24 protein-coding genes are annotated in these 25446 nt (G+C 32.2%); 2 read left to right on the forward strand and 22 right to left on the reverse strand.

The window, feature by feature from the left end:
- Positions 1–190: 190 nt before the first annotated feature.
- Positions 191–1609, forward strand: coding sequence for an MptA/MptB family glycosyltransferase (locus tag ABD715_RS15085; RefSeq protein WP_344789139.1), 1419 nt, complete (start codon positions 191–193; stop codon positions 1607–1609).
- Positions 1610–1633: 24 nt separating this feature from the next.
- Here ABD715_RS15085 and ABD715_RS15090 read toward each other — a convergent pair whose 3' ends face one another.
- From ABD715_RS15090 to ABD715_RS15155, 14 genes are all read right to left on the reverse strand, one after another.
- On the reverse strand, positions 1634–2011 hold the full coding sequence (locus ABD715_RS15090; RefSeq protein WP_344789140.1) for a hypothetical protein: 378 nt from the start codon (positions 2009–2011) through the stop codon (positions 1634–1636).
- Positions 2012–2201: 190 nt separating this feature from the next.
- A complete protein-coding gene (locus ABD715_RS15095) occupies positions 2202–2429 on the reverse strand; it encodes a hypothetical protein (protein WP_344789141.1) in 228 nt (75 codons plus the stop codon).
- Positions 2430–2456: 27 nt separating this feature from the next.
- The gene (locus ABD715_RS15100) at positions 2457–2768 is read right to left on the reverse strand and encodes a hypothetical protein (RefSeq protein WP_344789142.1); all 312 of its coding nucleotides are present in this window, start codon (positions 2766–2768) and stop codon (positions 2457–2459) included.
- Positions 2769–2852: 84 nt separating this feature from the next.
- The gene (locus tag ABD715_RS15105; RefSeq protein ID WP_344789143.1) at positions 2853–4394 is read right to left on the reverse strand and encodes a bifunctional GNAT family N-acetyltransferase/carbon-nitrogen hydrolase family protein; all 1542 of its coding nucleotides are present in this window, start codon (positions 4392–4394) and stop codon (positions 2853–2855) included.
- A 2-nt stretch (positions 4395–4396) separates the two neighbouring features.
- Positions 4397–5374: a deoxyhypusine synthase family protein gene (locus tag ABD715_RS15110; protein WP_344789144.1), complete on the reverse strand. Its 978-nt coding sequence runs from the start codon at positions 5372–5374 to the stop codon at positions 4397–4399.
- A complete protein-coding gene (gene speB / locus ABD715_RS15115) occupies positions 5361–6299 on the reverse strand; it encodes an agmatinase (protein ID WP_344789145.1) in 939 nt (312 codons plus the stop codon). Before speB ends, ABD715_RS15110 begins: the two co-directional genes overlap by 14 nt.
- Before the next feature lie 6 nt (positions 6300–6305).
- The gene (locus ABD715_RS15120) at positions 6306–7766 is read right to left on the reverse strand and encodes an arginine decarboxylase (protein WP_344789146.1); all 1461 of its coding nucleotides are present in this window, start codon (positions 7764–7766) and stop codon (positions 6306–6308) included.
- A 558-nt stretch (positions 7767–8324) separates the two neighbouring features.
- The gene (locus ABD715_RS15125) at positions 8325–9182 is read right to left on the reverse strand and encodes a pseudouridine synthase (RefSeq protein WP_344789147.1); all 858 of its coding nucleotides are present in this window, start codon (positions 9180–9182) and stop codon (positions 8325–8327) included.
- 88 nt (positions 9183–9270) lie between these two features.
- Positions 9271–10173, reverse strand: coding sequence for a geranylgeranylglycerol-phosphate geranylgeranyltransferase (locus ABD715_RS15130; RefSeq protein WP_344789148.1), 903 nt, complete (start codon positions 10171–10173; stop codon positions 9271–9273).
- 63 nt (positions 10174–10236) lie between these two features.
- Positions 10237–11166, reverse strand: a complete 930-nt coding sequence (locus tag ABD715_RS15135) for a mevalonate kinase family protein (RefSeq protein WP_344789149.1) — start codon at positions 11164–11166, stop codon at positions 10237–10239.
- Positions 11167–11273: 107 nt separating this feature from the next.
- Entirely contained in the window at positions 11274–12356 is a 1083-nt protein-coding gene (locus tag ABD715_RS15140; protein ID WP_344789150.1) for a diphosphomevalonate decarboxylase, read from the reverse strand.
- 1 nt (position 12357) lies between these two features.
- Complete coding sequence (locus tag ABD715_RS15145; protein WP_344789151.1) at positions 12358–12897, reverse strand: DUF1697 domain-containing protein; 540 nt, start codon at positions 12895–12897, stop codon at positions 12358–12360.
- A 1-nt stretch (position 12898) separates the two neighbouring features.
- Positions 12899–14110 carry a BaiN/RdsA family NAD(P)/FAD-dependent oxidoreductase gene (locus tag ABD715_RS15150; RefSeq protein ID WP_344789152.1) on the reverse strand — a complete coding sequence of 404 codons (1212 nt, stop codon included), beginning with the start codon at positions 14108–14110 and terminating at the stop codon, positions 12899–12901.
- Entirely contained in the window at positions 14107–14790 is a 684-nt protein-coding gene (locus ABD715_RS15155) for a glycerophosphodiester phosphodiesterase (RefSeq protein ID WP_344789153.1), read from the reverse strand. The genes ABD715_RS15150 and ABD715_RS15155 overlap by 4 nt, the downstream gene beginning before the upstream one ends.
- 55 nt (positions 14791–14845) lie before the next feature.
- On the opposite strand from ABD715_RS15155, the gene ABD715_RS15160 reads away from it, so the two are divergent.
- Entirely contained in the window at positions 14846–15691 is an 846-nt protein-coding gene (locus tag ABD715_RS15160; RefSeq protein WP_344789154.1) for a hypothetical protein, read from the forward strand.
- 47 nt (positions 15692–15738) lie between these two features.
- On the opposite strand, the gene trxA is transcribed toward ABD715_RS15160, so the two are convergent.
- From trxA to msrB, 8 genes are all read right to left on the reverse strand, one after another.
- Entirely contained in the window at positions 15739–16041 is a 303-nt protein-coding gene (gene trxA, locus ABD715_RS15165; RefSeq protein ID WP_344789155.1) for a thioredoxin, read from the reverse strand.
- A gap of 54 nt (positions 16042–16095) precedes the next feature.
- Complete coding sequence (locus tag ABD715_RS15170) at positions 16096–19797, reverse strand: metallophosphoesterase (protein WP_344789156.1); 3702 nt, start codon at positions 19795–19797, stop codon at positions 16096–16098.
- Positions 19798–19930: 133 nt separating this feature from the next.
- Positions 19931–21154 carry a bifunctional alpha/beta hydrolase/OsmC family protein gene (locus tag ABD715_RS15175; protein WP_344789157.1) on the reverse strand — a complete coding sequence of 408 codons (1224 nt, stop codon included), beginning with the start codon at positions 21152–21154 and terminating at the stop codon, positions 19931–19933.
- A 62-nt stretch (positions 21155–21216) separates the two neighbouring features.
- Positions 21217–21711: a peptide-methionine (S)-S-oxide reductase gene (locus ABD715_RS15180; RefSeq protein ID WP_344789158.1), complete on the reverse strand. Its 495-nt coding sequence runs from the start codon at positions 21709–21711 to the stop codon at positions 21217–21219.
- Positions 21712–21717: 6 nt separating this feature from the next.
- Complete coding sequence (locus tag ABD715_RS15185) at positions 21718–22662, reverse strand: aldo/keto reductase (RefSeq protein WP_344789160.1); 945 nt, start codon at positions 22660–22662, stop codon at positions 21718–21720.
- 32 nt (positions 22663–22694) lie between these two features.
- The gene (locus ABD715_RS15190; protein WP_344789161.1) at positions 22695–24257 is read right to left on the reverse strand and encodes a protein adenylyltransferase SelO; all 1563 of its coding nucleotides are present in this window, start codon (positions 24255–24257) and stop codon (positions 22695–22697) included.
- Positions 24258–24261: 4 nt separating this feature from the next.
- Positions 24262–24804, reverse strand: a complete 543-nt coding sequence (gene msrA, locus ABD715_RS15195) for a peptide-methionine (S)-S-oxide reductase MsrA (protein WP_344789163.1) — start codon at positions 24802–24804, stop codon at positions 24262–24264.
- On the reverse strand, positions 24801–25253 hold the full coding sequence (gene msrB, locus ABD715_RS15200) for a peptide-methionine (R)-S-oxide reductase MsrB (protein ID WP_344789164.1): 453 nt from the start codon (positions 25251–25253) through the stop codon (positions 24801–24803). The genes msrA and msrB overlap by 4 nt, the downstream gene beginning before the upstream one ends.
- Between the last annotated feature and the right edge of the window lie 193 nt (positions 25254–25446).

Below are 25446 nucleotides of genomic sequence, written 5' to 3' on the forward strand. Positions count from 1 at the left end.
ATGCCATTTAAACAAAGTAAATTAGGGCGTTACCCAAAAAGGGTCTCGCTATCACTACTCGCTCCTCCTTAGGTCGGGAGCTCAAACATACCGCTCTATCGCTAACGCAGAAAAAACCATATATCTAACTAAATAAACAAGTAAGTAATTCTAAATTAAGCAGACAAACAAATAATACTATATTTACCACATGCTTTTAAACCCAAATTTTATAAAATTAAACAAGCTGCCTTTGCTTTTTGTAGCTGCTTCTATCTTGTTCTATTATATATTTGCTTACCATTTAGTACGTACAGATTATATAAAACTATTAACGCTTTATACAGCCTTATTTACATTGTTTTATAAACTTGTACAAACTACCAAGCATAATTTTAAGTCTTTGGTTATGGTAGCCTTCTTGTTTCGTGCCATTTTTATTTTGGCAGTACCAAATTTATCGCAAGACTTTTATCGTTTTATATGGGATGGACGCATACTATTACAAGGCATTAATCCGTATTTAAACACAGTAGAATCGTTTATAACATCGGGCGAATTTCCTGTAGCACAAGCCCAAGAACTTTATACTGGCATGGGCACTTTAAACGGAAGCCATTTTACCAATTACCCTCCTGTAAACCAACTGTGTTTTGCTATTGCAGGTTTGCTTACAGGTAAAAGTATTTTAGGAACTGTCATGGTTTTTAGAATTATAATTATTCTAGCCGATTTTGGCACACTCTTTTTTGGTAAAAAGCTACTAGAAAAACTAAACATTCCTGTTTACAATATCTTTTGGTATATATTAAATCCATTTATAATTATAGAACTTACAGGTAACCTGCATTTTGAAGGTGTTATGATTTTCTTTTTAATTTGGAGTTTGTATTTACTACATATTGGCAAATGGCAATTTGCTGCTGTGGTTTTAGCTTTATCTATATCTGTTAAATTAATTCCTTTAATTTTTTTACCTCTATTTTTTCAGTTTTTTGTAAAACGTAAAACCCTAAATAGCGAAAATACTTTACCTACATCGATTAAAACAAATCTACGTACAAACCTTAAAAAGCTAACCTTTTTTTATGCTATAGTTGGTATAACAACTGTTATACTTTTTGCTCCTTTTTTCTCTTCACAATTTGTAAGCAACTATTCTAAAACGGTAAGTCTATGGTTTCAAAATTTCGAGTTTAACGCCAGTTTCTATTACATAGCCAGAGAAATTGGATATCTTTTTAGAGGTTGGAACGAAATTGCTATAATTGGTAAAACAACGCCAATTATTGTTGTTCTTGTTTTATTAATAATGACTTTTTTTAGAAAAAACAGAACTACAGTCGAGCTTATAACTGTAATGCTTTTAGGATTATCGTTTTATTATTTCACAGCCACAACCGTACACCCTTGGTATATAGCAACACTTTTAATACTCTCTGTTTTTACAAAATATAAATTCCCGCTAGTGTGGAGTTTTGTTATTATTTTAAGCTATCTCGCTTATGTAAATATTAATAAGGCAGATAAATCTGAAAATTTATGGGTTATTGCTATAGAGTACCTTGTGGTTTATGGCGTGTTTTTATGGGAAATTTTTATAAAAAAGGCTCCCAAATTGGAAGCCTAAATTATAATTTATTTAAAAGTTAACTTACAACTTTTCTAATTTTGTAATAGTATTTATTTCGTCCTCGTCTTCGTTACCGTCTTCGTCTTGCGACACTTTAACAACTTGCGTGTAGGTTACTTTAAACTTTGTACCTATTAAAGCTTCAGAATTTAAATTAAAAGCCTTTAAAACCGTCTCTTCTACTTCATGGCAAGTTAATGTACGCTCGTCACCATCTTTATCTTTAATTAAAAAATTGTATCCATAATCTTCTTTACCGTCATAAATTGCAGTAACAGTAAAAACCTCTTGGTTTACAATAGCAACCTCATTTCTTAATAATGTATCTGCTTTAAAGCCAGAAAACACAAATAGAGAAATAACCAAACCACTTAATAAAATTACATTTTTTGTCTTCATTTTAATAAAATTTTAAAAATTAATTGAAATTATTTATCGGAAAAATACGCCTACCACAAGCCCGAATTTCTTATAGCAATCTTACCCGTAAGACCACTAGTAGTCAAGTTATTGCATGTACGTTTCTTTTCTTTATTTAGATTTCATTATTTTTAAAATAATATTAATTTTAACATTTAAAGTAAAGTATTTAGACTGCTATTAGTTTTAAGCTCTCTACTCTGTAAAAAACATCGTCTCCATCTTCGTCTTCAACAAACGTAATTTTAAATTCTTGGTCTACTAAATTCTCATCTTCTTTTAAATTAAATTGTTTTAATACGCGTGGATGCACGTCTTCAAACATTAATTCTTCTCCATTTTCGAACCAAAATTTATAATAACCTTCTTCATAAGATTTAAAAATAGCTGTTCTCATAAGTCTAAAAAATATTTAATCGTTTTCTTATAATTCGTTTCCTTCTATATTAGGATCCTGTATTGCTTCCGGATCGTTGTCTGCAAAATCTTCATAATCATCTTCATCATAATTCTCCATAGTTAACTCTAACTTGGTACTTACCTTTACTAAATATTTGGTGGTATCTGTTGTTACCTCTACACATTCTACCCATTCGTTATTTGCATTTTTAAAAGCAATAACATGATCATCATCATATCCGTCAGGATATTTATCTACTAACAAAGCCAATATTTCTGGTGTTAGCTTTTTAAAATCTACAATAACGCGTTTTAAATTATCGTTTCTGTTTTTCATGATTTGGTAATATTTGGTTTTATTAGGCTACTAAATTGTGAAACTATATATAGTTATAAATTTATACTTTAATTATTTAAATACTTATATTTTATTGTTATTTTTTATACGAATTACATCGTAAACGTCTTTACGTCTGTCTTTTAAGTTTTTTACTGCGCCAAAAGAATGCAATTCTCTTAATAAACTTAAATCGACATCGGCAACCAAAATCATTTCTGTATTTGTTGTTGCTTCTGCTTTTATACCATTACTAGGAAACGAAAAATCGCATGGTGTAAATACAGCAGATTGTGCATATTGAATATCCATATTATTTACATTTGGTAAATTACCAACACTTCCTGCAATGGCTACATAGCATTCGTTTTCTACTGCTCGTGCTTGGGCGCATAAACGTACACGAGAATATCCGTTTTGAGTGTCGGTTAAAAAAGGCACAAACAAAATATCCATACCTTCGTCTGCGAGTAATCTAGACAGCTCAGGAAACTCAGAATCGTAACAAATTAAAATTCCTATTTTACCACAATCTGTTTCAAAAGTTTTTAACTTATCGCCACGTTGCATGCCCCAAACCTTAGCTTCGTCTGGCGTTACATGTATTTTTTCGTAACGCTCAAAACTACCATCTCTTCTGCATAAATACCCCACATTATACAGCTTATCGTTTACCAATTCTGGCATACTACCAGAAATAATATTTATGTTATACGATATAGATAATTGCTTTAACTTATTAACAATAACGGTTGTAAACTTGGCCAACTCTCTAATAGCATCTGGTTCGTGCAAGTGGTTAAACTCTGCCATTAAAGGTGCATTAAAAAACTCTGGAAATACAGCAAAGTCTGATCTGTAAGCAGCTACACTATCTATAAAATACTCAACCTGTTGCATTAAATCGTCTAGGCCAGCATAAGGGCGCATTTGCCACTGTATTAAACCTAATCGCACCACCGTTTTTATGGTACTTGCCTTTTTATTTGGCTTGGCATAATAAATATTATCCCACTCCATTAAAACTGCATACTCGCTTGATGCGGTATCGCCTTCTAAATAATTTTTTAATACACGAACGGGATGAAAATCGTTCGAAATTTGAAAATTTAAAACCGGATCGTGAATTTCTTTCCGCTTTACCTTTTCTATATATTCTTTAGGCGAAAACGATTTATGTTTATGGTAATTAGGCATACGCCCACCAAAAACAATGCTTTTTAAGTTTAAATTTTCGCAAACTTCTTTTCTGTAATCGTAAAGACGTCTCCCCAAACGAAGTCCGCGATATTCTGGTTTTATAAACACATCTATGCCATATAAAACATCGCCTTCTGGATCGTGGTTTTTAAACGATTCGCCTCCAATAATATCTTCGTAAGTATGCTCGTCTTCTATAGTATCGTAATCTACAATAAGCGACAAGGCACAACCAGCTATATCTCCATCTATTTTAATAACAACCTGACCTTCTGGAAATATAGACGTTAAATCTTCTATATGATGCTTTTTCCAATAAGAATTAAGTACACCTGCGTACGACTCTAGAGTTGCTGCTTTTAATTCTTCAAAATCATCAACTGTTAAGAATTTTAATTCTATATTTTGAATTTTCTTTGCATCCATGGTTACTGACCTAGTAAATAAGCAAAAATTAATGGAGCAACAATAGTAGCATCGCTCTCTACAATAAACTTAGGTGTATTAATATCTAGTTTACCCCAAGTAATTTTTTCGTTTGGCACAGCACCAGAATACGACCCATAACTTGTTGTAGAGTCGCTAATTTGACAAAAATAACTCCAAAACGGTGTATCTGTACGCTCCATATCTTGATATAACATAGGTACAACACAAATAGGAAAATCGCCAGCAATACCTCCTCCAATTTGGAAAAAACCAATACCTTTTGATGAATTATCTGTGTACCAATCTGCTAAAAAGGTCATGTATTCTATACCAGATTTCATGGTATTTGCTTTTAACTCACCTTTAAGCACGTAGCTTGCAAAAATATTACCCATTGTACTGTCTTCCCAACCTGGGCAAACAATAGGCAAGTTTTTTTCGGCTGCAGCGTACATCCAAGAATCTTTTAAATCGATTTCGTAATACTGCTCTAAAACTCCAGACAACAACATTTGGTACATGTATTCGTGTGGTAAGTAGCGTTCGCCTTTGGCCTCTGCATCTTTCCATATTTTATAGATGTGTTCTTGCAACCTTCTAAATGCTTCGTGTTCTGGAATACAAGTATCTGTAACACGATTTAAACCTTTTTCTAACAAATCCCACTCTTCTTGAGGCGTTAAATCACGATAATTAGGCACACGTTTGTAATGCGAGTGTGCTACTAAATTCATAATATCCTCTTCTAAATTGGCACCTGTACAAGAAATGATGTGCACTTTGTCCTGACGAATCATTTCCGCAAAACTTTTACCTAGCTCTGCAGTGCTCATGGCACCTGCAAGCGACACTAACATTTTAGCTCCAGACTCCAACTGCGCTTCATAACCTTTTGCGGCATCTACTAATGCTGCTGCATTGAAATGCAAGTAATGCGTTTCAATAAATTGAGAAATAGGGCCTTTAGTAGTTGTCATCTTCAGTAAATTTTAATGTGTTGTTTTTTTGTTTTGTTTGTTCGTTATTGTTGTCGTAATCGTCTTCTGTATTATCGTTCATAAACTTATAGCTTAGCATTTTGTAATATAATTTTGCAGCTAAAAAGTCTGATGATTTTTCTTTTTTATTTGGGCATAACTCAACTATATCGAATCCTACCACGTTTTTTTCTTCAAATACTTGTTTTAAAAACTCTAAGGTTTCGTACCATAATAATCCACCAGGTTCTGGTGTTCCTGTGCTTGGCATAATCGACGGATCGAAAGCATCTAAATCAAAGGTGATAAAAACATTATCTGTCATTTGGTCTATTGCCGAATCCATCCACGTATCATCTACAGCCATGTCGTGAGCAAAATAGGTTTTATCTTCGTCCATTACTGTTTTTTCAATAACATCCATAGAGCGAATTCCCACCTGAATTAAATTGGTGTTTTGGCTCGCTTCGTAAACTGCACAAGCATGGTTACAAGTAGATCCGTCGTACTCTTTTCGTAAATCGGCATGTGCATCAATATGCAAAACCGTTAAACTTGGGTACATTTCGTTAAAGGCACGAATAGTACCAATAGAAATTGAGTGCTCGCCACCAAAAATAGTTACAAATTTATTTTTCTTAATATATTTTTTGGTTGCTCTATGTACTGCTTCTACCATAGCCTCTGGCGATGCATTTTCTGTTACTGCATCTGCTAAAAACACTCCTTGTTGGTAAACCTCTGTACCTGTTTCTATATCGTAAAGTTCCATATTCTCTGAAGCTTCTAAAAAAGCTTTTGGTCCTTTATCTGCTCCCTTTTGCCAAGTACTTGTACCATCGTAAGGTACAGGAATTAACACTATTTTTGCACGCTCTAATTTGGCAAACTCTTGAGCTATGCCAGCATATGTATTCGTTTTCATTTTTTTTTAGTTGTAAGTAGTAATAGTAGTAGTTGCTTCTAAAGTGTTTTTTTCAATATCTTTTTCTTGGCACTTTTGGTAACCTAATATTTTAAGTAAATCTTCACTTTTTTGTTCTTCGCTATACACTGTTTTTATAATGTTTCCATTAGTATCGCGATCTAATAAAATATGCTTTGGCGAAGGTATTAAACAGTGCTGTAAACCTCCAAAACCACCAATAGTTTCTTGGTAAGCTCCGGTATTAAAAAAACCAATATACAAGTCTTTGTCTTTGTTGTATTTTGGCAAATAGATCGCATTCATGTGCTGCTCACTATTATAATAATCGTCGCTATCGCAAGTTAAACCACCTAATAAAACACGCTCGTAACTTTCGTGCCATCGGTTTAAAGGTAGCATAACAAAACGTTTATTAATGGCCCAAGTATCTGGCAATGTTGTAATAAACGAAGAGTTTATCATATTCCATTTTTCTCTATCGTTTTGCTGTTTTTGGTATAACACCTTGTAAATAGCTCCTCCACTTTCGCCTACTGTAAAGCTTCCAAACTCTGTGAAAATATTAGGTACATCTACACCTTCTTCCTCGCAAACTGTTTTTATTTGGTTAACAATCTCGTCTACCATATAAGCGTAATCATAATCAAAAGCTAAAGAGTTTTTAATAGGAAAACCACCACCAATATTTAAGCTGTCTAGAGACGGACAAATCTTTTTTAAGTTTGTGTATACCTTTAAACATTTTGTTAACTCGTTCCAGTAATAGGCGTTGTCTTTTATGCCAGTATTAATAAAAAAGTGCAACATTTTAAGCCCAACTTTATCATTATTAGCAATTTGATTTTTATAAAAAGGTACAATATTTTTATAACCAATACCTAAACGCGAAGTATAAAACTCAAATTTTGGTTCCTCTTCTGATGCTATACGAATACCAACATTAAACCTACCGTTAATTTCTTTAGACAATAAATCTATTTCTTCATAATTATCTATAATAGGAATCGCATTTTTATGCCCGTTGTTTATTAAACGAGCAATATTAGTAACGTACTGTGTACGCTTAAAACCATTGCTTATTACAAAAGTATCATCTGTAATTTTTCCTTCTGCCTTAAGACTTTCAACAATATCGATATCAAAAGCAGACGACGTTTCTATATGAATTTCGTTTTTTAAAGCCTCGTTTAAAACATGTTTAAAGTGCGAACTTTTTGTACAGTAACTATAGTTATACTTTCCTGCATAATTATGTTTTTCTATTGCATCTGCAAACCACTTTTTAGCTCTGTTAATGTTGTTAGATATTTGTGGTAAATATGTAAATTTTAACGGTGCTCCGTAAGTTTCAACCAACTCCATAAGGTTAACACCGTGAAATTGTAATGTTTTGTTTTCTAGTTTAAATTCCTCCTGAGGAAAATCAAAAGTCTGATTTATTAAATCAATATATTTAGTATTCAATGTAATATTTTATTTAAAAGTTAAAGATGTAAATTGCAGGTTAACTACAGGTTATGTCAATAAAAAATAAATAATATCAAATACTAAGCTCTTTATGCGTTGTAGGCACAAATGCATATTCATGCTGTATAGCATGTATTGGAGAAACGGAAGTTAGCTTTAAAATTCGGTCACTTAATCTGTAAGCTGCTTTTGAATATGACTTCCTAATCTTCAAAAGCCCGAACATAGAAACAGTATTCAATGTGTTCAGCTAAAAGTCGGGCAAAAATATATTTTTTTTTGACATTCAAAACTTTTTTTGTGTTTTTTTTTAAATAATTTTTCAAATTAATATTTTGTCGTTATCTCAAGAGCTAAACGTCTGCAAGACAATCTCTTTCAACACCTTTAACAATTACTTAATCCTTAACACAAAAATAGAAATTCTTAAAAAAGATGCCTTATTTTAATATTCTTAACACAAAAACAATTAAAAAGCACAAAAAAATTGCGTAAAAAAAGCCTGAATAGCTTTAAAACTATTCAGGCTTTTTTTTAATATTTTATGTTTAAAAATTAAAGCATTTTTAAAGTGTTTAATTCTTGAACCGTTAAATGTTTCCAACTACCACGCGGAATATCTTTTTTAGTTAAATGCCCAATAGCAACACAATCTAAACTTACAATTTCGTATTTTAAATAATCGAAAATACTACGAATAACTGTGTTTCCTGTATTTTTAATTTTAAGTCCAATTTCTTTTTTAGAAGCTCCATCAATATAGCTTATCTCTTCTACATTAATTAACTTACCTTCTATTCTTAAACCTTCTTGTATCTTTTTTAAATCTTCAAGTCTTAAATTTTTATTCAATTCTATATGAAATAAACGAGGTACACCATGTTTAGAATTGGTAAACTTAGCTGCAATAGCATCATCATTTGTAAAAAATAACAATCCTTTTGAGTTTCTACCTAAACGCCCAATAGGTTTTATTCGAGAGGTTGTTGCATTGGCAACCAAATCCATAACCGTTCTTCCTTTTCCCTCGCTAGTAGTTGTAGCAAAACCTTTTGGCTTATTAAGTAAAACGTAAGCCATTTTCTCTGGGTTAATACGCGCACCATCGTATCTTACCTCGTCGCCAGGCTTAACCTTAAACCCCATTTCTACAATAACCTTACCGTTAACCGATACTAAGCCTGTTGCAATATGCACATCGGCCTCTCTACGAGAACATACTCCAGAATTGGCTACATATTTATTTAAACGAATTTCGTTTGGGTTAGATTTTTTAGGTTGCGGGCCTTTTTTAGGCGCATCTTCATACCTTTTAAAAGCGGGTTTCCCTTTTGCGTAACCTTTGCCTGCGTTTTTATTAAATCCGCCTGCTGCAGTTTTTCCTTTTCTTTGTCCACCTTGTTGTTTACTCATCACTTTAAATTTTGATGCAAAGATATAATAAAGCCATTGGGTTTCAAGCACCAAAAGAACAAATTAAAAATAGATAAGTAAATCGTTTTTAAATTCTGCTTAAAATAACGCTCACATCTATAAGTAAAATGCTAAAAACACCGGTTAGAATTATAAATTTTAAAATATTATGAAGTATTAAATAATGCGTTTTAGAATTAGATTTCCAAAGTAAAAAAAGAAAAACAATAAGTAATAATACACTTAAATAAAAGAAATAATGCATATTACCAACTTCAAATTTAAAGAGTAATAAATATGCTGGTACTAGAGTTAAAGCAGATAAAATAGTTAACATGAGTTTAGACGTATTTTCGCCATATATAACTGGTATTGTTTTATAACCCAATGCTATATCTCCTTTTAAATTCTCTAAGTCTTTAGTTAACTCGCGCATAGAAATAATTAAAAACAAAAACATAGCATGTACAAAAATAACTGTCTCTAAATTTTTATAATAAATAAAAATGGCAAAAAATGGTGTAATGGTTAATATGGCAGAAGTTATATTACCAATAAAAGGTAATTTTTTAAGCTTGTGCGAATAAAACCAAATGCCAAAAATGTAACTAGAAAAGAAAATAACAGAAAAAAACGATACCGAACTAGCCATTATTACTGCTATAAAGTTAAGTACGAAATAAAAAGATAGTTTTGTATTTTGACTTACCAACCTATCTAATTTAGATTTTATAGGTCTGTTAATTAAATCTTTTTCGGAATCGTAAAAGTTGTTAATAATATAACCACCAGCAATAGTAGCTGCAGAAGCCAATACAAGCATTAACAAATTTACATCTAAAACAACCGATTTTAGTGTTTTATCGTGAGCTAAAATGTAAATAGATGTTAGGTATTGAGCAATTACAATAATTAAAATATTGTAACCTCTAACTACAGAAAACAAGCTAAAAAATTTAAGCAAAATATGTTTTTGTCTTCTAGAGAGCATAAAATTAAATTTTAGACGCTTTGACTGCGCTCAAGGTGAAAGTGTCTATAACTTTAAAAAGAATTAAAAATTATAAACTACTTCTAATTTATAATCTTTAAGAGATGCTTTTGCACGGTCTATATCTTCGGTAAAGCCAAGAATATAGCCACCTCCGCCAGAACCACAAAGTTTTAAATAATACTCGTTAGTTTCTATACCTTTTTTCCAAAGCTCATGAAATTGCTGTGGTATCATTGGTTTAAAATGATTTAAAACAATTTTAGACAGCTGTTTTGTATTTGTAAATAAAGACTTGATATTTCCACTTAAAAAATCGTCTACACAAGCATCAGTGTGTTTTATAAACTGATTTTTTAGCATACTACGAAAACCTTCTTGCTTCATGTTTTCCATAAAAAGGCTTACCATAGGCGCTGTTTCGCCAATTATACCGCTATCTATTAAAAAGACAGCATTTTTCCCTTCGTTATTTTGAGAAGGAATACCTGTTGCTTCAATATTATCTTTAGATTTTATTAAAATAGGAATACTTAAATAACTGTTTAAAGGGTCTAAACCAGAAGATTTTCCATGAAAAAACGATTCCATTGCAGAGAATACTTCTTTTAATTTTAACAGTTTTTCTCGTGTTAAGTTTTCTAATACAGTTATTTTATCAAAAGCATATTTATCGTAAATAGCTGCAACTAATGCACCGCTACTACCAACACCATAGCCTTGCGGAATAGAAGAGTCGAAATACATACCACCTGCTACATCTTGCCTTAATGTATTTATATCAAAACGTACTAGATCATCATTAATATTCGCTAAATAATCTACGTAATTTTTTAAGCTTGCATTAGATTCTATAGCTGTTTCAGAAGGGTTTTCTTCTACCTTTAATGCTCCATTATAAAAATTATAAGGAATAGATAAACCTTTAGAATCTTTAATGATTCCGTACTCACCGAAGAGTAATATTTTTGAGTAAAATAATGGTCCTTTCATAAGCTTCAATTAAAATACAATAGCGAAAAAACTAACAATTATTATTTTAATTATTTAACAATAATAATTAATAAGTTCACCATTTTGGTCGATTTGGTAGTGCAAATTTACAACAGTTGAGCTCCAAATCCAATTTTATCTTTAATATACTCTCCTTTTTGGCAAAACACAACTAATTCATTTTTAATGAATTCTACTATTTTATCACTTTCATTTTCTGGATATAACACATGTACATTTGCTCCTGCATCTAGCGTAAAACAAATTTTAGATCCCGTATTTTGTCTAAACGACCATATTTTATTTATAATTTCTAAGGTATTAGGTTTCATTAAAATAAAATAAGGCATGCTTGTCATCATCATAGCATGTAGTGTTAATGCTTCGCTTTCTACCAAAGCAATAAAACCGTCCATATCTCCTGTTTTTAAAATAGGAATAAGCTTATTTAAGTTTGCACTGGCTTGTTTAAATCGCTCTTGTGCAAATGGGTGATTATGCATTAAATTATGCCCAACAGTACTACTTACTTGCTTTTCGCCTTTATCTACCAATAAAATGGTGTCTTGATAATTCTTAAAGTTTTCGTGTACTTGATACGGGTATTTTACACCAAATAAGTTGCTACTACCTTCAATATTTTTGTGATTCCCCCAAACTATTAAATCGCCTTCAAGACTTCGGCAAGCGCTACCCGAACCTAAACGGGCTAAGAATGATGCTTTTTGATAAAAAACCTCATCTAAAATAATATTACCACTAAGCTCTTTTTCAATACTCATTAAACAAAGCGCTAAAGCACTCATCCCTGAAGCAGATGATGCTATACCTGAACTATGCGGAAATGTATTGGAGGTTTCTATTTTAAAATAAAAACCTTTTAAAAACGGTAAATACGTTTCTATTCGCTTAAAAAAAGTTTCTATTTTGGGCTTAAAATCGTCTTTCTTTTCATCATCTAAAAACACATCAAAAGCAAAATGATCTGTACTTTCTTTTTTAGAGAAACTTAATTTTGTAATGGTTTTACAGTTGTTAAGCGTAAAACTAATTGATGGGTTTTCTGGAATTTGATCTTTCTTTTTTCCCCAATATTTTACTAAAGCAATATTACTTGGCGACGACCATGTAAAGCTTCCTTTTTCTATTGAATTGGAATAAGATTTAGGAATAAATTGATTTTCTTGCATATTATTTTAAATCTGTTGACAAAGATAATAACTTTACCATAGTTTTATAATTTCTAGCTGTAGCGGTTACGTTTAATTTTCTTTCGAAAAAATTATTACTACATTTTGATTTACCATAACCTGTAGAACAATAAAAATACACGCAAGTATTGGTAATAGTAAATGTTTCGTTTACATAAGATATTTGCGATACCTCTTTGGCTAGCTTCTTGCTTGGAACTGTGTACAAAAAAGTAAAATAACTCTGCGTTTTTTGCTCTTGAGAAAACGGACAATTATTAAAAATAGTTTGTAAATCTTCGGGGGTTTTTATTAAAACAGGGACATCAAAACCAAATAGATTTTTAATACTTTGATGTATTAAAAGCTCTAATTTTTTTATACTGCTTTCTTTCGATTGAAATATAACATTACCGCTTTGTATGTAGGTTTTTACACGCTGTAAGCCAATTTCTGTAAGCAAATTACGTAAGTCTGCCATTAAGATTTTCTTATTTCCACCAACATTAATACCTCGTAAAAGGGCTATGTACGTCTTCATTTTAATTCAAAATATTTTGAGCTACAATAAAGCCACTTGTCCAGGCATTTTGAAAATTAAATCCGCCAGTTACAGCATCTACGTTTATTACTTCGCCAGCAAAATAGAGGTTTTTGTATAACTTGCTTTCAAAAGTTTTAAAATTAATTTCTTTTAAATCTACACCACCAGCAGTTACAAACTCTTCTTTAAAAGTACTTTTACCGTCTACATTAAAAATGGCTTTTGTAAGCTGATTAGCTAAGGCTTCTAATTGCGTTTTATTTAAATCGGCCCAACGTGTTTCGGTAGTCATATCACAAACTAAAACTAGTTTATGCCAAAGACGTTTAGGCAAACCGAACTGCGTAGATTTAAACACTGTTTTTTTAGCTAAATCTTGTTTAAGCGTTTTTAAAACATCTAAACAATCGTTAAAAGATTGTTTTATAAAATTAATTTCTATTTGAAATTTATAATTGCAATTTGCTAATGCAATAGCTCCAAATGCAGACAGTTTTAAAATAGAAGGCGCACTCATACCCCAATGGGTAATTAATAAAGGGCCTTCGCTCCATAAATCTGTTCCTAAAACTTTAACCTCAACATTTAAGGCAACCACACCAGGAATATCTTGTATGCGTTCGTCTTTTAAATTAAAAGTAAAAAGTGATGGGACCGGTTTAGATATGGTATGCCCTAAATTTTCAAGCAAATGCCATATTTTAGGATTACTTCCTGTAGCAACTACTATTTTTTTAGATGAAAAGAGGCCTTGAGTGGTTTCTATACAATAAGCATTATTGCTTTCTGTAATTTTTTTTACTGAATGATTCAATAAAATATCTACACGATACTTTTTTGCTTCATTTAAAAAACAATTTATAATGGTTTGAGACGAGTTTGAAACAGGAAACATTCTACCATCATCTTCAATTTTAAGTTCGACACCTCGACTTTCAAACCAAGCTATGGTATCGCCCGTCATAAATTTATGAAATGGGCCTAACAGTTCTTTTTCGCCTCTAGGATAATTTTGTACAAGATCTTGCGGAATAAACTCGGCATGGGTAACATTGCACCTTCCACCTCCAGACACTTTTACTTTGGTTAATACTTCTTTACCGCGCTCTAAGATGGCAATTTTTAAATTGGGGTTTTGCTCTGCTATATTAATTGCTGTAAAAAAACCTGCTGCGCCACCTCCAATTATAATGACATCTTTTTCTATCATATTCTATCTGGATAATCAGAAATTATACCATCTACTCCATAAGATTTTATACGTTCAAGTGGTTTTAAGTTATTTACCGTAAACGTAATAACTTTAAAATCTTCTTGTAACTCAAGTACGTTCTCCTCTGTTAACATGGTATAAATAGGCAATATAGTTGAAGCTTTTATCTTTTTTGCAAAAGTAACCGCTTTGTCTAAATCTGTATCGGTAAGTACTCCTAAAGGAATTTTATCGTTTATTTCGTGAACCGTTTGCAATAATTCTTTTTGAAAACTTGAAACTATAAAATTAGAATAGTCCCAACCTTTTTTATCGACATAAAATGTAATAATTCTACTAGCCTCTTTAGCTGTATCTTTACCTTTTAACTCTATATTTAATAAACATTTATTATCTATTAAGGTTAAAACTTGTGCTAAAGTTGGAATTTTACAATTTCCGGTAACTTTTAATTTTTGCAATTCTTTAAAGGTAAACTTTGAAACTTCTCCACTACCATCGGTCATTCTATTCAAAGTAAAATCGTGAAATACCACTAATTCTCCAGATGCACAACGGTGTACATCTATTTCCACCCCATTAACACCTAACTTCATGGCTTTTCCTATAGATTCTAAAGTATTTTCAGCTGCATGTCCTTTGGCGCCTCTGTGGCCAATTTTTAAAATGGGATTCATAATAAGGGAATTGTGTTTAAAATATTCTGTAAATTTAACATTTAAAAAACAGTTTATGAAAAAATCTCCCATCTTCCTGCTTATTCTTATTTTTTTTGCCTGTAAGTCAGGCTTTTTAAAAATAAAAGCAGACCTACCAAAGTCCCTAAATGAAGTTTCTGGGACAGAAAAAACACCTAAATCTGATTTAATTTGGATGCTAAACGATAGCGGGAACAAACCAAAACTCTATGGTATTAATAAAAAAGGTGATATAATTACCAAATTAAACATAAATGCTAAGAATAATGATTGGGAGGATTTAGCTGCAGATACAGACGGAAATATTTACATTGGAGATTTTGGAAACAATGAAGGTAAACGTAAAGATTTATCGATTTTAAAAGTAAGTGCATCGCATTTAGACCAAGAAAATGAAGTAGACATAGAGCGCATTACATTCAAGTACGAAAATCAAGAAAAATTCCCTCCAAAAAACAAAAACATGTATTTTGATTGCGAAGCCTTTTTTTATTTTAACAACAACTTATATTTATTTACTAAAAGTAGAGTAAAAGGAGACCACGGTAAAACCAACATGTATAAAGTGCCTGCAAAAGCGGGTAATCATGTTGCTAAACTAGTAGAATCTTTTACAACATGCGAGGACGCCTCTTGTTGGGTAACAGCTGCCGATATTAGTGACGATGGCAAACAAGTAGCGTTGCTTACCCAAAATGGCGTTTGGTTGTTTTCTAATTTTTCTACAGATAACTTTTTTAGTGGCACATTAAAAACATATCCTTTTAAAAACTATACCCAAAAAGAAGGTGTTTGCTTTAAAGACAACAACACCCTTTATATAACCGATGAAAAAGCACATGGTGAAGGTGGTAATTTATACGAAATGAGTTTAAACTAAACTCATAAACACGGTATAAAACACTAAATTAAAATTTAGATTTTAATTTAGTGTCCGTGAGTTTTAATGACACTAACAATATCTTTTTTCTGTAAAACACCGGCTTGTCTCCATTTTGGCGCTCCGTCTTTAAACAAAATCATTGTTGGCACACTACGTACTTGGTATTTAGCTGCTAAAGCTTGATTTTTATCTATATCTATCTTTACAATTTTTACAGCATCGCCTAACTCGTCTTTTACATCTTTTAAAATAGGCATTAAGGTTTGGCAAGGCCCACACCAGGTCCCGAAAAAATCGACTAATACAACTTCTCCAGAGTTTACAATATTATTAAAACTACTTTTCATTTTTATTTTACTTTAACTACTTAGACGTAAATAATACTTAAAAATTACATTGATTTAAAAGCCAAATCCTAATTTAAAAGCTAACCTTAATCCGTCGTCACTATGAAACGCAGAAAGGTTTAAAGTTAATATATCTGCAGCGTTAGCAAATATTCCACCACCAACAGAGGTATTCCAAGAGTTTGAATTATATAGTAAATTATCTTCTAATACTAAATCGTTATCTACCCAAACACGTCCATAATCAAAACCGCCATAAACCCCTATATTAAGAGGTAGTAAACCTGTTTTTATTTTTCTAAGATTTAAACGAATATCTGTACTTTGATAAAACGAACTTTCTCCCGAAAATCTTTGATTTCTATACCCACGTAAACCATCATTACCACCAATACTCGCCGATTGGTAAAACTCAAAATCGTCTCCAAAAATAACATGAGCCTTAGCCATGGTTGCTAAAACCAACTGTCCGCTAGGCTCTAATTTATAATCGAAGCCCAATTCTGGAATAATATAGCCAAATGCTCTAGACTCGTCTAAATTCGTTTTATAACCAACCTCTATCCCTGTTTGCATACCTATAGTTGGGTAAGCCTCGTTGTCTTTATTACTAAAAACATACTTACCGCTTATACCTGCAAAATCTTCTTGATTTTCTTCGCCATTTTCTGTGTAAAAGGTATTAATAAACCTATTGCTTGTTTCTTCAACCTCTATAGACTCGTAGCTTACGCCTAGTTTAAAATGCCCACCTAATTCGCCTCTCCAATTTAACGATGGTGCAAAGGTTATAGTACTATATTTAACTCTGTTATAATCTAAATCGACATCAAAACCATCATTACTTTCTGCTTCCCTATTTGGAGTACTATTACCAAAACCAAAAAAGTTAATACTATAATTAGAACTTGTATACTTGGCATTTAAACCTAAATTCCATTTTCCTACAACATGAGCAAACTCTCCAGTATACTCGAAATCGTAACCGCTTGTAGCAAAATAATAAGACGCTGCAAAAGTGTGCTGCGAACTAAACGGGTTTCTTTCGAAACCATAATTTGTTAATATATTTAAAAACCCAAGTTTAAAACCATCATCTGGATTAGCACCTAGAAGAGGTGTAAATTGGTTTGTACTTGTTTTAAATTTGGTAAAATCGTAAATATTTGTTTCGTAATCGTCTGTTAACTTTTGAGTACCGTTATTGGTTGTAATTGTATTTTTCTTCGATTTAAAATCGTAAAATTTAACTCTATTGCCATTATCTAAAGTATAAGTGTCGTTATTTTGACCTCCAATAATTCTTACTTTAATGTACTTATCTCCGTTTCCAAAAACTTTAAACTCATCATCATCATCTAAGCCATAAATCCAAATTTCTTTAGTGTCTTTTTTAGAGTATGTTTTCTCGAAAAAGACTGTGCTTTTTTCTCCTTTCTTAATTCTACTTACTATAATTTTAGTAGCCCCATTTTGTAAACGCTCTATTTCAAATAAATCGTCTTTATCTGTACCCGTTATCACTGCAAAATTATTAAGTATGTCGTAATACTCGTTTGCTATTCTTGGCAAGTTTTTAAGCCTAGACAAAAGGGTTGCTTTAATTTTTGCCACTGTTTTGTCTTGTACTTCTTTAGGAAACTCTTGCAAAGCCCTATCTATAACCTCTTCTGTTAAGTTTTTTTGTATAAATGCAACTTGCGCTTCCCATTCTGCTTTTGTGGTTTCGTTAAGCAACGTCATATCTAAAGAATACGGACTAGAGTTAAAACCCTTTACGTTGCGCATATCGTTATTAAACCCCTCCATTAATTTTAATGCAGGCATAATGCGTGTTGCAACAGCCATTAAAGCACCATCTCCCATTATAGAAAAAGCTTGATCTCTATCTCTAGGAATGGCTTTGTAAATAACCTTACCATCTTCTTTAAACTCTGCCCAACGCCATTGGTCTACATGCCTATCCCAATCGCCAATAACCATATCGAAAAGCCTTGCTCTTAAGTAAACAATATCGTCTACCATGTACTTTTCATCTTTTCTAAGTTTTTTCATTAAGTTATCTGTACTTTCTATGGTATTAGAAAACCCAAAACTTTTTTGATTGCCATGCCCATCAGACACATGCTCTTCAATCATATACAACTCATCTCCAAAATCGTCGTTAAAATTTGTCAATGCTGCTTGTTTAGGCACATAATACAAAACTGGGTTAGTATGGTATAAATCTAAAGCGTCTGATAGTATACCTGTTGTAAATGGCGCATAGGGATGCGAACCTGTGTAAAAATCTAACAATAAACTTTCGGTTGCTGTGCCTTCAAATTGACCTTCTATGTATTGGTCTTTAAAAGCCATAGCTTGTAAATAAACTGTAGCACTTTTACGTATAGCACGCATTACATAACGCCTACCGTTTTTATCTTTAAGTTGCAAGGATTTAGATTGATGTCCTCCTCCTTTTCTTGTTGGCTCTAAACCTCCAAACAACGTGTCTAAATTAACAGTTGGCGCCTTAACCTTTGTACCATAAAAATTACGGTAACGGTCTCCCCAAAGCGATTTATAGAATTTACTTTTATCTATTTCGTTATCGCTATAAACAGAAGCTAATTTCTCGTTTTGAAAAGCTTTAAACGGTGCATAATCTTTCTTTTTACTAGACGAAATAACTTCTTTTTGAAAAAGGACCTCTCCAGTTTCTGCTTCAAAAAAACGAACAAAAGACGATCCATCTTTAAAAACATCTAGTCTTGCATAACCTGGTTTACTTGAAGAAAAATCTCCAGATACGTTTCGTGTTGTGGTAGATTTAGATCCTGCTCCGCTAATAATTTGCGGTAAATTATCGTGAACCAAATATTGTAAACTGTGCTCGTGACCAGATACAAAAATAACTTTATCGTTTTCTTGGGCTAAGGTTACCACTCGTTTTTTAAGAGTGTTGTATTTCTTGTTTTGTATATCTGCTGGAGATACTCCTGTTGTTTTTCTTAAAACATTTTTAAGGGTTCCTAAAACAGGCAAAGGTTTCATGTGCGAAGAAAAATCGTATTGTCCACCGTGTGGTCCATTAGAAAACATGGGATGATGTAAAGCTATTACGGTTGTTTTACCTCTAGCTTTTTTAATTTCGCTTTCTAGTTCTAAGAAAAACTTTTCTCTTGTTTTTATTTCGCAATCGTCGTTTATAGTTGGGTGTTTGTCCCAATTGGTTAAATACCACTCAGAGTCTACAATAATCATGATAACATCATCCGAAATCTCAACCTTTTCTATCGGGCATCCATCTTCTGGTAAAAACGTATTTTTACCTAAAGCCTCTTCAATATATTTTTCTTGTCGTTTTAATCCCTTTACCCCATTACTATACCAATCATGATTTCCTGGTATAAAAATAGTTTCCCCTTTAAAACCTTTAACAGCTTCGGTTTGTATTTTAAGTTGATATTCTGCAAATTCGTAGCCTTTTTCACTTTCTGCAGGCATACCTTTTGGATAAATATTATCGCCTAAAAACAAGGCTGTACTATTTTCTGAAGCTTTTAATAACTCTGATTTAAATGCTGACAAACCTTTTGAAGACGAACCTATAGGAGAATTTCCTGCATCGCCTATTAAATAAAACGAATGTGATATTTCTTTATTAGGAAACACATTTGAAACTGTACTATTAATTTGAGTTTTATAGGTTGCACAGGCATTTATAAAAAACACTAAAAAGGAGAGTAATATATAGCGTAATCTTTTAATCATGATAGGGATATTAATTAATGTTATACAAAAATAACCGTTTACAAACAGAATCATATTAAACTAGCATAAGAAAACTATATACGAACCATTAAAATACTTATAGTTACTCTTTTTTTTATTTTAAACGCAAGCTTTAATCGTTTATAAATGTTGTATCTATAACTACTTGACTTACTAAACTTTTATGCACTGGACAACGCGATGAAATTTCTTTTAAACGTTTTTTTTGAGCATCATCTAAATTGCCAATCAACTTTATTTTTTTATTTACATAATCTAAATATTTTGGCATATCACTTTGCACACCTAAATCGTCACTATGTTTTTTAGAGTGTGTAACATACACAAAAACCTCTTTTAAATCCCATTTTTTACGCTCGGCATACATTTTTAGCGTCATAGCTGTACAAGCTATTAATGCAGCATTGAGATATTCGTAAGGAGACGGACCAAAATCTGCTCCTCCAACCGATACAGGCTCGTCTGCAATCATACTATGTCTTTTACTTTGTATGGTGGTTGTAAAATTATCTTCAACAATATTTAAATGCCCTACAAGTTGCTCGCCACTAGTATTTAACATGGTGTTTTCTTGCGTTTTAAAATAACGCTGCACCCAAGTACCAATCATATTTCCAGCATAATTGCTATCATTAGAATTGGTTAATAAATGATCGGCATCATCTAAAGTTACAAAACTTTTTGGATGATGGGCTTGCAAATAAAGTTCTTCTGCATTTTTAATACCAACAATCTTATCTGTTGGTGCATGCATTATTAACAACGGTTTTCTTAAACTTTTAACTACCGATGCCAAATCGGTTTTATCAAAATCTTCAACAAACTCTTGGTTTATTATAAAAGGACGCCCACCAATATTAACTTGTACTTCACCTTGCTCTTTAACTGCATCAATGCCATGAGAAAATAAATGTGTAACATGTCCTACTGTAGACGGTGCCCCTATAGTAGCTACAGCTTTTACATTATCTAGTTGAGATGCCGCATAAAGAACAGCAGCACCACCTAACGAGTGACCAACAAGCAAAGATGGCGCTTCGTAATTAAACGCCATAAAATCGCTTACAGCAATTAAATCTGCAACGTTTGCAGAAAAATAACTATCTGCAAATTCACCGTCACTTCTTCCCAAACCTGTAAAATCGAAACGCACAACACCAAAACCATATTGAGTTAAAGCTCTACTAATGTTTTTTACAGCATTTAACGAGCTCGAACATGTAAAACAGTGAGCAAAAACTGCATATTTATTAGGTTTTTGATTTGCTGGCAATTCTAAATAAGCATGCAATGCTATCCCTTTCTTGTTCTCTATTTTTAATCTTATGCTTTTCATAATTCGATTTATTTTAAGGAAATATGGCTACTAAAAATAGAGTCGGAATAAATTGAATTTCCTTAATTTAACTTTATATAATTTGAGTATTTACTGCGTAATAATTTTAATTTCGGATTAATATATTGTTTACAGAAAGGTTTTTCAGGATTTTTTTTATAATAATTTTGAATAGCTTCACTGGATGGCTTAAACCCATTAAAAAGCATTGATTTTGTTATTATCTGGTTATTAAATTCTCTTTGACACCCCTTTAATATAGCATTAATTTGTTCGCCTTGTTGTGAAGTATAAAAGTAAACTGCAGATCGGTATTTATTTCTCATAGTATGATTACTTGTACTTTTATGCGTATGTAAATGTATTTCTATTAAGGCTTTTAAAGGTATCTGTGCTTCTTTAAAGTAAACTATAACCGCCTCAGAAAACCACTCGTTTTCTTTAATAGATGCCACATAGCCTTGCTCTACTTTTGTTACTCCTTTTAAAGATTGAAAAACAGCTTCTGTACACCAATGGCAACCACCACCTAATGCTATTTTTTGCTCTTTGCTCATTTTAAATTAGTTCCATTTAAGCGCCTTTCGTTCTTGCCAATACACTTTAGCATTTACTTTAAAATTTGATATCTCATCTATTTCTAAATCTGATAAAACAAAAGCATTCATCTTTAAATTATCTTGTAACTGTCGAGAATTACCTGCACCACTTAACACTTTGCTATTAGGGATAGTTTGCGCACAGTATTGCAAACAAATAGCATCTACCCCTACTCTATATTTGTTTGCCAATGCTTCTAAACTTGCGTACATTAGTTTGTAATTTGGATAATTTTTATTTCTAAAAACACGTCCGTTTGCCAATGCTTCTTTTATTATTATAAGTTTATTTTGTTTATTTAAAAGTTCTACAACTGCTTTTAAACTTTGATCCAACACATTATAAGTTACCTGAAAAACATCAAATAAAGGCACACCATTAACTGCTACTTTTAAGGCTTCTTTTATAATATCAACTTGATTATATCCTGTAGAGCTTAACCCTATTTTAATCTTATAAGTCTCTTTTAAAAAAGCTAAATAACTTAATACTTCGTCATTTTTAAGAACCCCTGTTTGAAAAGTTGCCGAATGAATTTGATATACTTTTAAATAAGGCAACAAGTTTTTAGAAACCAACCACTGCTCTTTTAATTTTTCTACACTATGGTCTTTAACTTCGTGTACTTTGGCTTTTGCGTTAAAGTTTGCAACATAGGTATAACCCCATTTTGTGGCTACTTCAATAGCATTATCATCTTTAGTTTTTAACCATTCTAAAAGCAATTGTTCTGCTAAACCATAACCTGGTGCTGTATCGAAATAACGAACCCCCAAGTTATAAGCCTCTTCGAGTGTAGCAAAACTTTCTTGCTTAAAAGCGTCTAAATTTAAATAGTTAGACGGTTTTTGGCGTATATTAATGTATTGTGGTCTTCCTAAAGCTGCTGTACCTAATCCTAATTTCATACACTTTTTTTTGCGTTATTAAACATTACAATTTAAGAACTACACGACAACATAGAGCATCCCACTTTATGCCTAGCCCACTCTGGACGTTTGGCAAACCATTTTTCGTTTTCTGGTTGTTCGCTATATGGTTTTTTAAGCAAATTAAATAAGACGTCTATTAATTGGTAATCGCCTTTATTAGCATTATCTATAGCCAATTGCGCCATATAATTGCGTAAAACGTATTTTGGATTAACAAGATTCATTTGCTGTTTTCTTTCTTCGGAATTTGCTTCTTCTAATTTTAAACGATTTGCATAACGTTTAAACCAAGCATTCCATTTACTCTTAACATCTTCAGTTATTTCATCTTGAATATAAAATGCATCATTTATAACATTTAATCCTTTTGAAGCTTCATCTAGAGAAAAGTTACTCAAATTTCTGAAGAAAATAGTCATGTCAGTTTCTGTAAGGTGTAAATTATCTTCTAAATCTTGAATTAGCATTTTATCTGCATCATCTTCAATAATTAATCCTAATTTATCTCGCATCATACTCAACGATAACTTTTCAAAATCGGTTTTATATTGCTCTAAAACAGTTTCAAAAGGCTCTGCTTCATCTACTAAAGGATATAAAGCATTCGCTAGTTGATATAAATTCCAAAGCCCCATATTAGGCTGATTGGCAAATCTATAGCGTTTATGTTGCCCATCTGTAGTATTTGGTGTCCAACCAAAATCGAAACCTTCTAACCAACCGTATGGCCCATAATCTATGGTTAACCCCAAAATAGACATGTTATCAGTGTTCATTACACCATGCACAAAACCAACCCGTTGCCAGTTCACTATCATTTTTAATGTTTGCTGTGCTACTGTTTTAAAAAAGGCGATATACGTTTCTTTTGAAGGCGCACCTAACTCTGGAAAAAAGTTTTTAATAGTATAATTTACTAACGTTTTTAAGGTTGTTATATCTTGATTTGCAGCTAAAATTTGATAACTACCAAAACGCAAAAAACTTGGCGCAATACGCGATACAATTGCGCCTTTCTCGTAAGCAGAATTACCATTGTACATCATATCTCTTAAAACCTGATCGCCAGATAAGGCTAAAGATAATGCTCGGGTTGTTGGCACACCTAAATGAAACATGGCTTCGCTACATAAATACTCTCGAATAGACGAGCGTAATACAGCCAAGCCATCGGCTGTTCTAGAATATGGTGTTTCGCCAGCGCCCTTTAATTGCACTGCCCATTGGGTGTTATTATATTTTACCTCGAATAGATTTATTGCTCGACCGTCGCCTAATTGCCCTGCCCAATTACCAAATTGATGCCCACCATAACACATGGCAAAAGGCTGTGTGTTTTTATAAACAGTATTTCCTGTAAACACATTTAAAAACTCAGTTTCTTCAGCATTTTCTGGGGTTAAACCTAAGGCTTTTAGCATTTCTGGAGATACATGTAACAACTCTGGTTTTGCAGTTTGCTTTGGCTTTACAAAAGAAAAACAGGCGTTTTTAACCTGTCTTCTTGTATTCTCTATAACCGTATCTGCTGGTAATTGTGTATTAAATGTATCTTTTATATTTAATTGCATGATTTTACCCCTTCAATTTATCGGCATGTAGTTTTCTTAATTTGGCTAATTTGGGTGTAATTACAAAACTACAAAAGCCTTCACTTTGATTGTTTCTGTAATAATCTTGATGATAATCTTCGGCTTTATAAAAAACATCTAAAGCAGTAAGTTCTGTTACAATAGCGTCATCATAATAAGGCGTTACATCTTTCAGTACCTTTTCTGCGGTATCTTTTTGTTTTTGATCGTGATAATAAATTACCGAACGGTATTGTGTACCAACATCGCCTCCTTGCCTGTTTAATGTTGTAGGATCGTGAGTAGTCATAAAAACAACTAAAATATCTTCGTAAGAAATAACATTTGCATCAAAAGTTATTTGAATTACTTCTGCATGCCCTGTTAAACCAGAGCATATTTCTTTATATGTTGGGTGTCCGGGTACGCTACCACCAGAATATCCAGAAACAACTTTCTCTACTCCTTTCACTTCTTGAAACACTGCTTCTGTACACCAAAAACATCCACCACCAACTGTGGCTATTTGTAAATTTTCTTTATTCATTTTTTATTTTTTTCTATTTTCATAGACTCTGAATTAACACAATATCTTAATCCGCTAGGTTCTGGGCCATCAGGAAATATATGCCCCAAATGCGCATCGCAGGTATTACACATAACCTCTACACGTACCATACCAAAAGATGTATCTCTTTTGTATTTAATAGCATGTTTTTCTATAGGCTGTGTAAAACTTGGCCAACCCGTGCCAGAACTAAATTTAATTGTAGAATCGAACAATGGTGTATTACAACATACACAATTATATTGCCCTTCGTCATAAATACTACAAAGCGCTCCACTATGCGGGTGCTCTGTTCCCTTTAAACGTGTAATTCTAAATTGCTCTGGCGATAATAGAGCTTTCCATTCTGCTTCTGTTTTTTCCACTCTATTTATTGGAGTTGGGTTTCCATTAACAGAAAAATTAATAATATCTTTCCAAGTAAGCATACTCTGTCCTTTATTTTAATATTGTAAATACCACATGTTATAAAGTGCAAATTTAAGTCGAAAAGCACTTCTAAACCTTACAGTTTTTTAATAAATATTCATTTTTGAAAGCTTAACTAAAATTTACGACAAATTATTACGTTTGCACAGTTAATTTTTATGTTATTAAAGTTTAGTATTTTTACTAAATAAT

The organism is Postechiella marina (assembly GCF_039538365.1).
GTDB lineage: Bacteria > Bacteroidota > Bacteroidia > Flavobacteriales > Flavobacteriaceae > Postechiella > Postechiella marina.

Coding starts and splice junctions, on each gene's coding strand:
- ABD715_RS15085 (WP_344789139.1), top strand. CDS start 191: ATGCTTTTAAACCCAAATTTTATAAAATTAAACAAGCTGCCTTTGCTT.
- ABD715_RS15150 (WP_344789152.1), bottom strand. CDS start 14,110: ATGATAGAAAAAGATGTCATTATAATTGGAGGTGGCGCAGCAGGTTTT.
- ABD715_RS15155 (WP_344789153.1), bottom strand. CDS start 14,790: ATGAATCCCATTTTAAAAATTGGCCACAGAGGCGCCAAAGGACATGCA.
- ABD715_RS15140 (WP_344789150.1), bottom strand. CDS start 12,356: ATGCAAGAAAATCAATTTATTCCTAAATCTTATTCCAATTCAATAGAA.
- ABD715_RS15130 (WP_344789148.1), bottom strand. CDS start 10,173: ATGCTCTCTAGAAGACAAAAACATATTTTGCTTAAATTTTTTAGCTTG.
- ABD715_RS15095 (WP_344789141.1), bottom strand. CDS start 2,429: ATGAGAACAGCTATTTTTAAATCTTATGAAGAAGGTTATTATAAATTT.
- speB (WP_344789145.1), bottom strand. CDS start 6,299: ATGAAAACGAATACATATGCTGGCATAGCTCAAGAGTTTGCCAAATTA.
- ABD715_RS15180 (WP_344789158.1), bottom strand. CDS start 21,711: ATGAGCAAAGAGCAAAAAATAGCATTAGGTGGTGGTTGCCATTGGTGT.
- ABD715_RS15170 (WP_344789156.1), bottom strand. CDS start 19,797: ATGATTAAAAGATTACGCTATATATTACTCTCCTTTTTAGTGTTTTTT.
- ABD715_RS15160 (WP_344789154.1), top strand. CDS start 14,846: ATGAAAAAATCTCCCATCTTCCTGCTTATTCTTATTTTTTTTGCCTGT.
- ABD715_RS15105 (WP_344789143.1), bottom strand. CDS start 4,394: ATGGATGCAAAGAAAATTCAAAATATAGAATTAAAATTCTTAACAGTT.
- ABD715_RS15100 (WP_344789142.1), bottom strand. CDS start 2,768: ATGAAAAACAGAAACGATAATTTAAAACGCGTTATTGTAGATTTTAAA.
- ABD715_RS15090 (WP_344789140.1), bottom strand. CDS start 2,011: ATGAAGACAAAAAATGTAATTTTATTAAGTGGTTTGGTTATTTCTCTA.
- ABD715_RS15185 (WP_344789160.1), bottom strand. CDS start 22,662: ATGAAATTAGGATTAGGTACAGCAGCTTTAGGAAGACCACAATACATT.
- ABD715_RS15110 (WP_344789144.1), bottom strand. CDS start 5,374: ATGACAACTACTAAAGGCCCTATTTCTCAATTTATTGAAACGCATTAC.
- msrB (WP_344789164.1), bottom strand. CDS start 25,253: ATGCTTACTTGGAAAGATATTATTAATTTTTCTGTTAATGGAAACCCA.
- ABD715_RS15145 (WP_344789151.1), bottom strand. CDS start 12,897: ATGAAGACGTACATAGCCCTTTTACGAGGTATTAATGTTGGTGGAAAT.
- ABD715_RS15190 (WP_344789161.1), bottom strand. CDS start 24,257: ATGCAATTAAATATAAAAGATACATTTAATACACAATTACCAGCAGAT.
- trxA (WP_344789155.1), bottom strand. CDS start 16,041: ATGAAAAGTAGTTTTAATAATATTGTAAACTCTGGAGAAGTTGTATTA.
- ABD715_RS15135 (WP_344789149.1), bottom strand. CDS start 11,166: ATGAAAGGACCATTATTTTACTCAAAAATATTACTCTTCGGTGAGTAC.
- ABD715_RS15175 (WP_344789157.1), bottom strand. CDS start 21,154: ATGAAAAGCATAAGATTAAAAATAGAGAACAAGAAAGGGATAGCATTG.
- ABD715_RS15125 (WP_344789147.1), bottom strand. CDS start 9,182: ATGAGTAAACAACAAGGTGGACAAAGAAAAGGAAAAACTGCAGCAGGC.
- msrA (WP_344789163.1), bottom strand. CDS start 24,804: ATGAATAAAGAAAATTTACAAATAGCCACAGTTGGTGGTGGATGTTTT.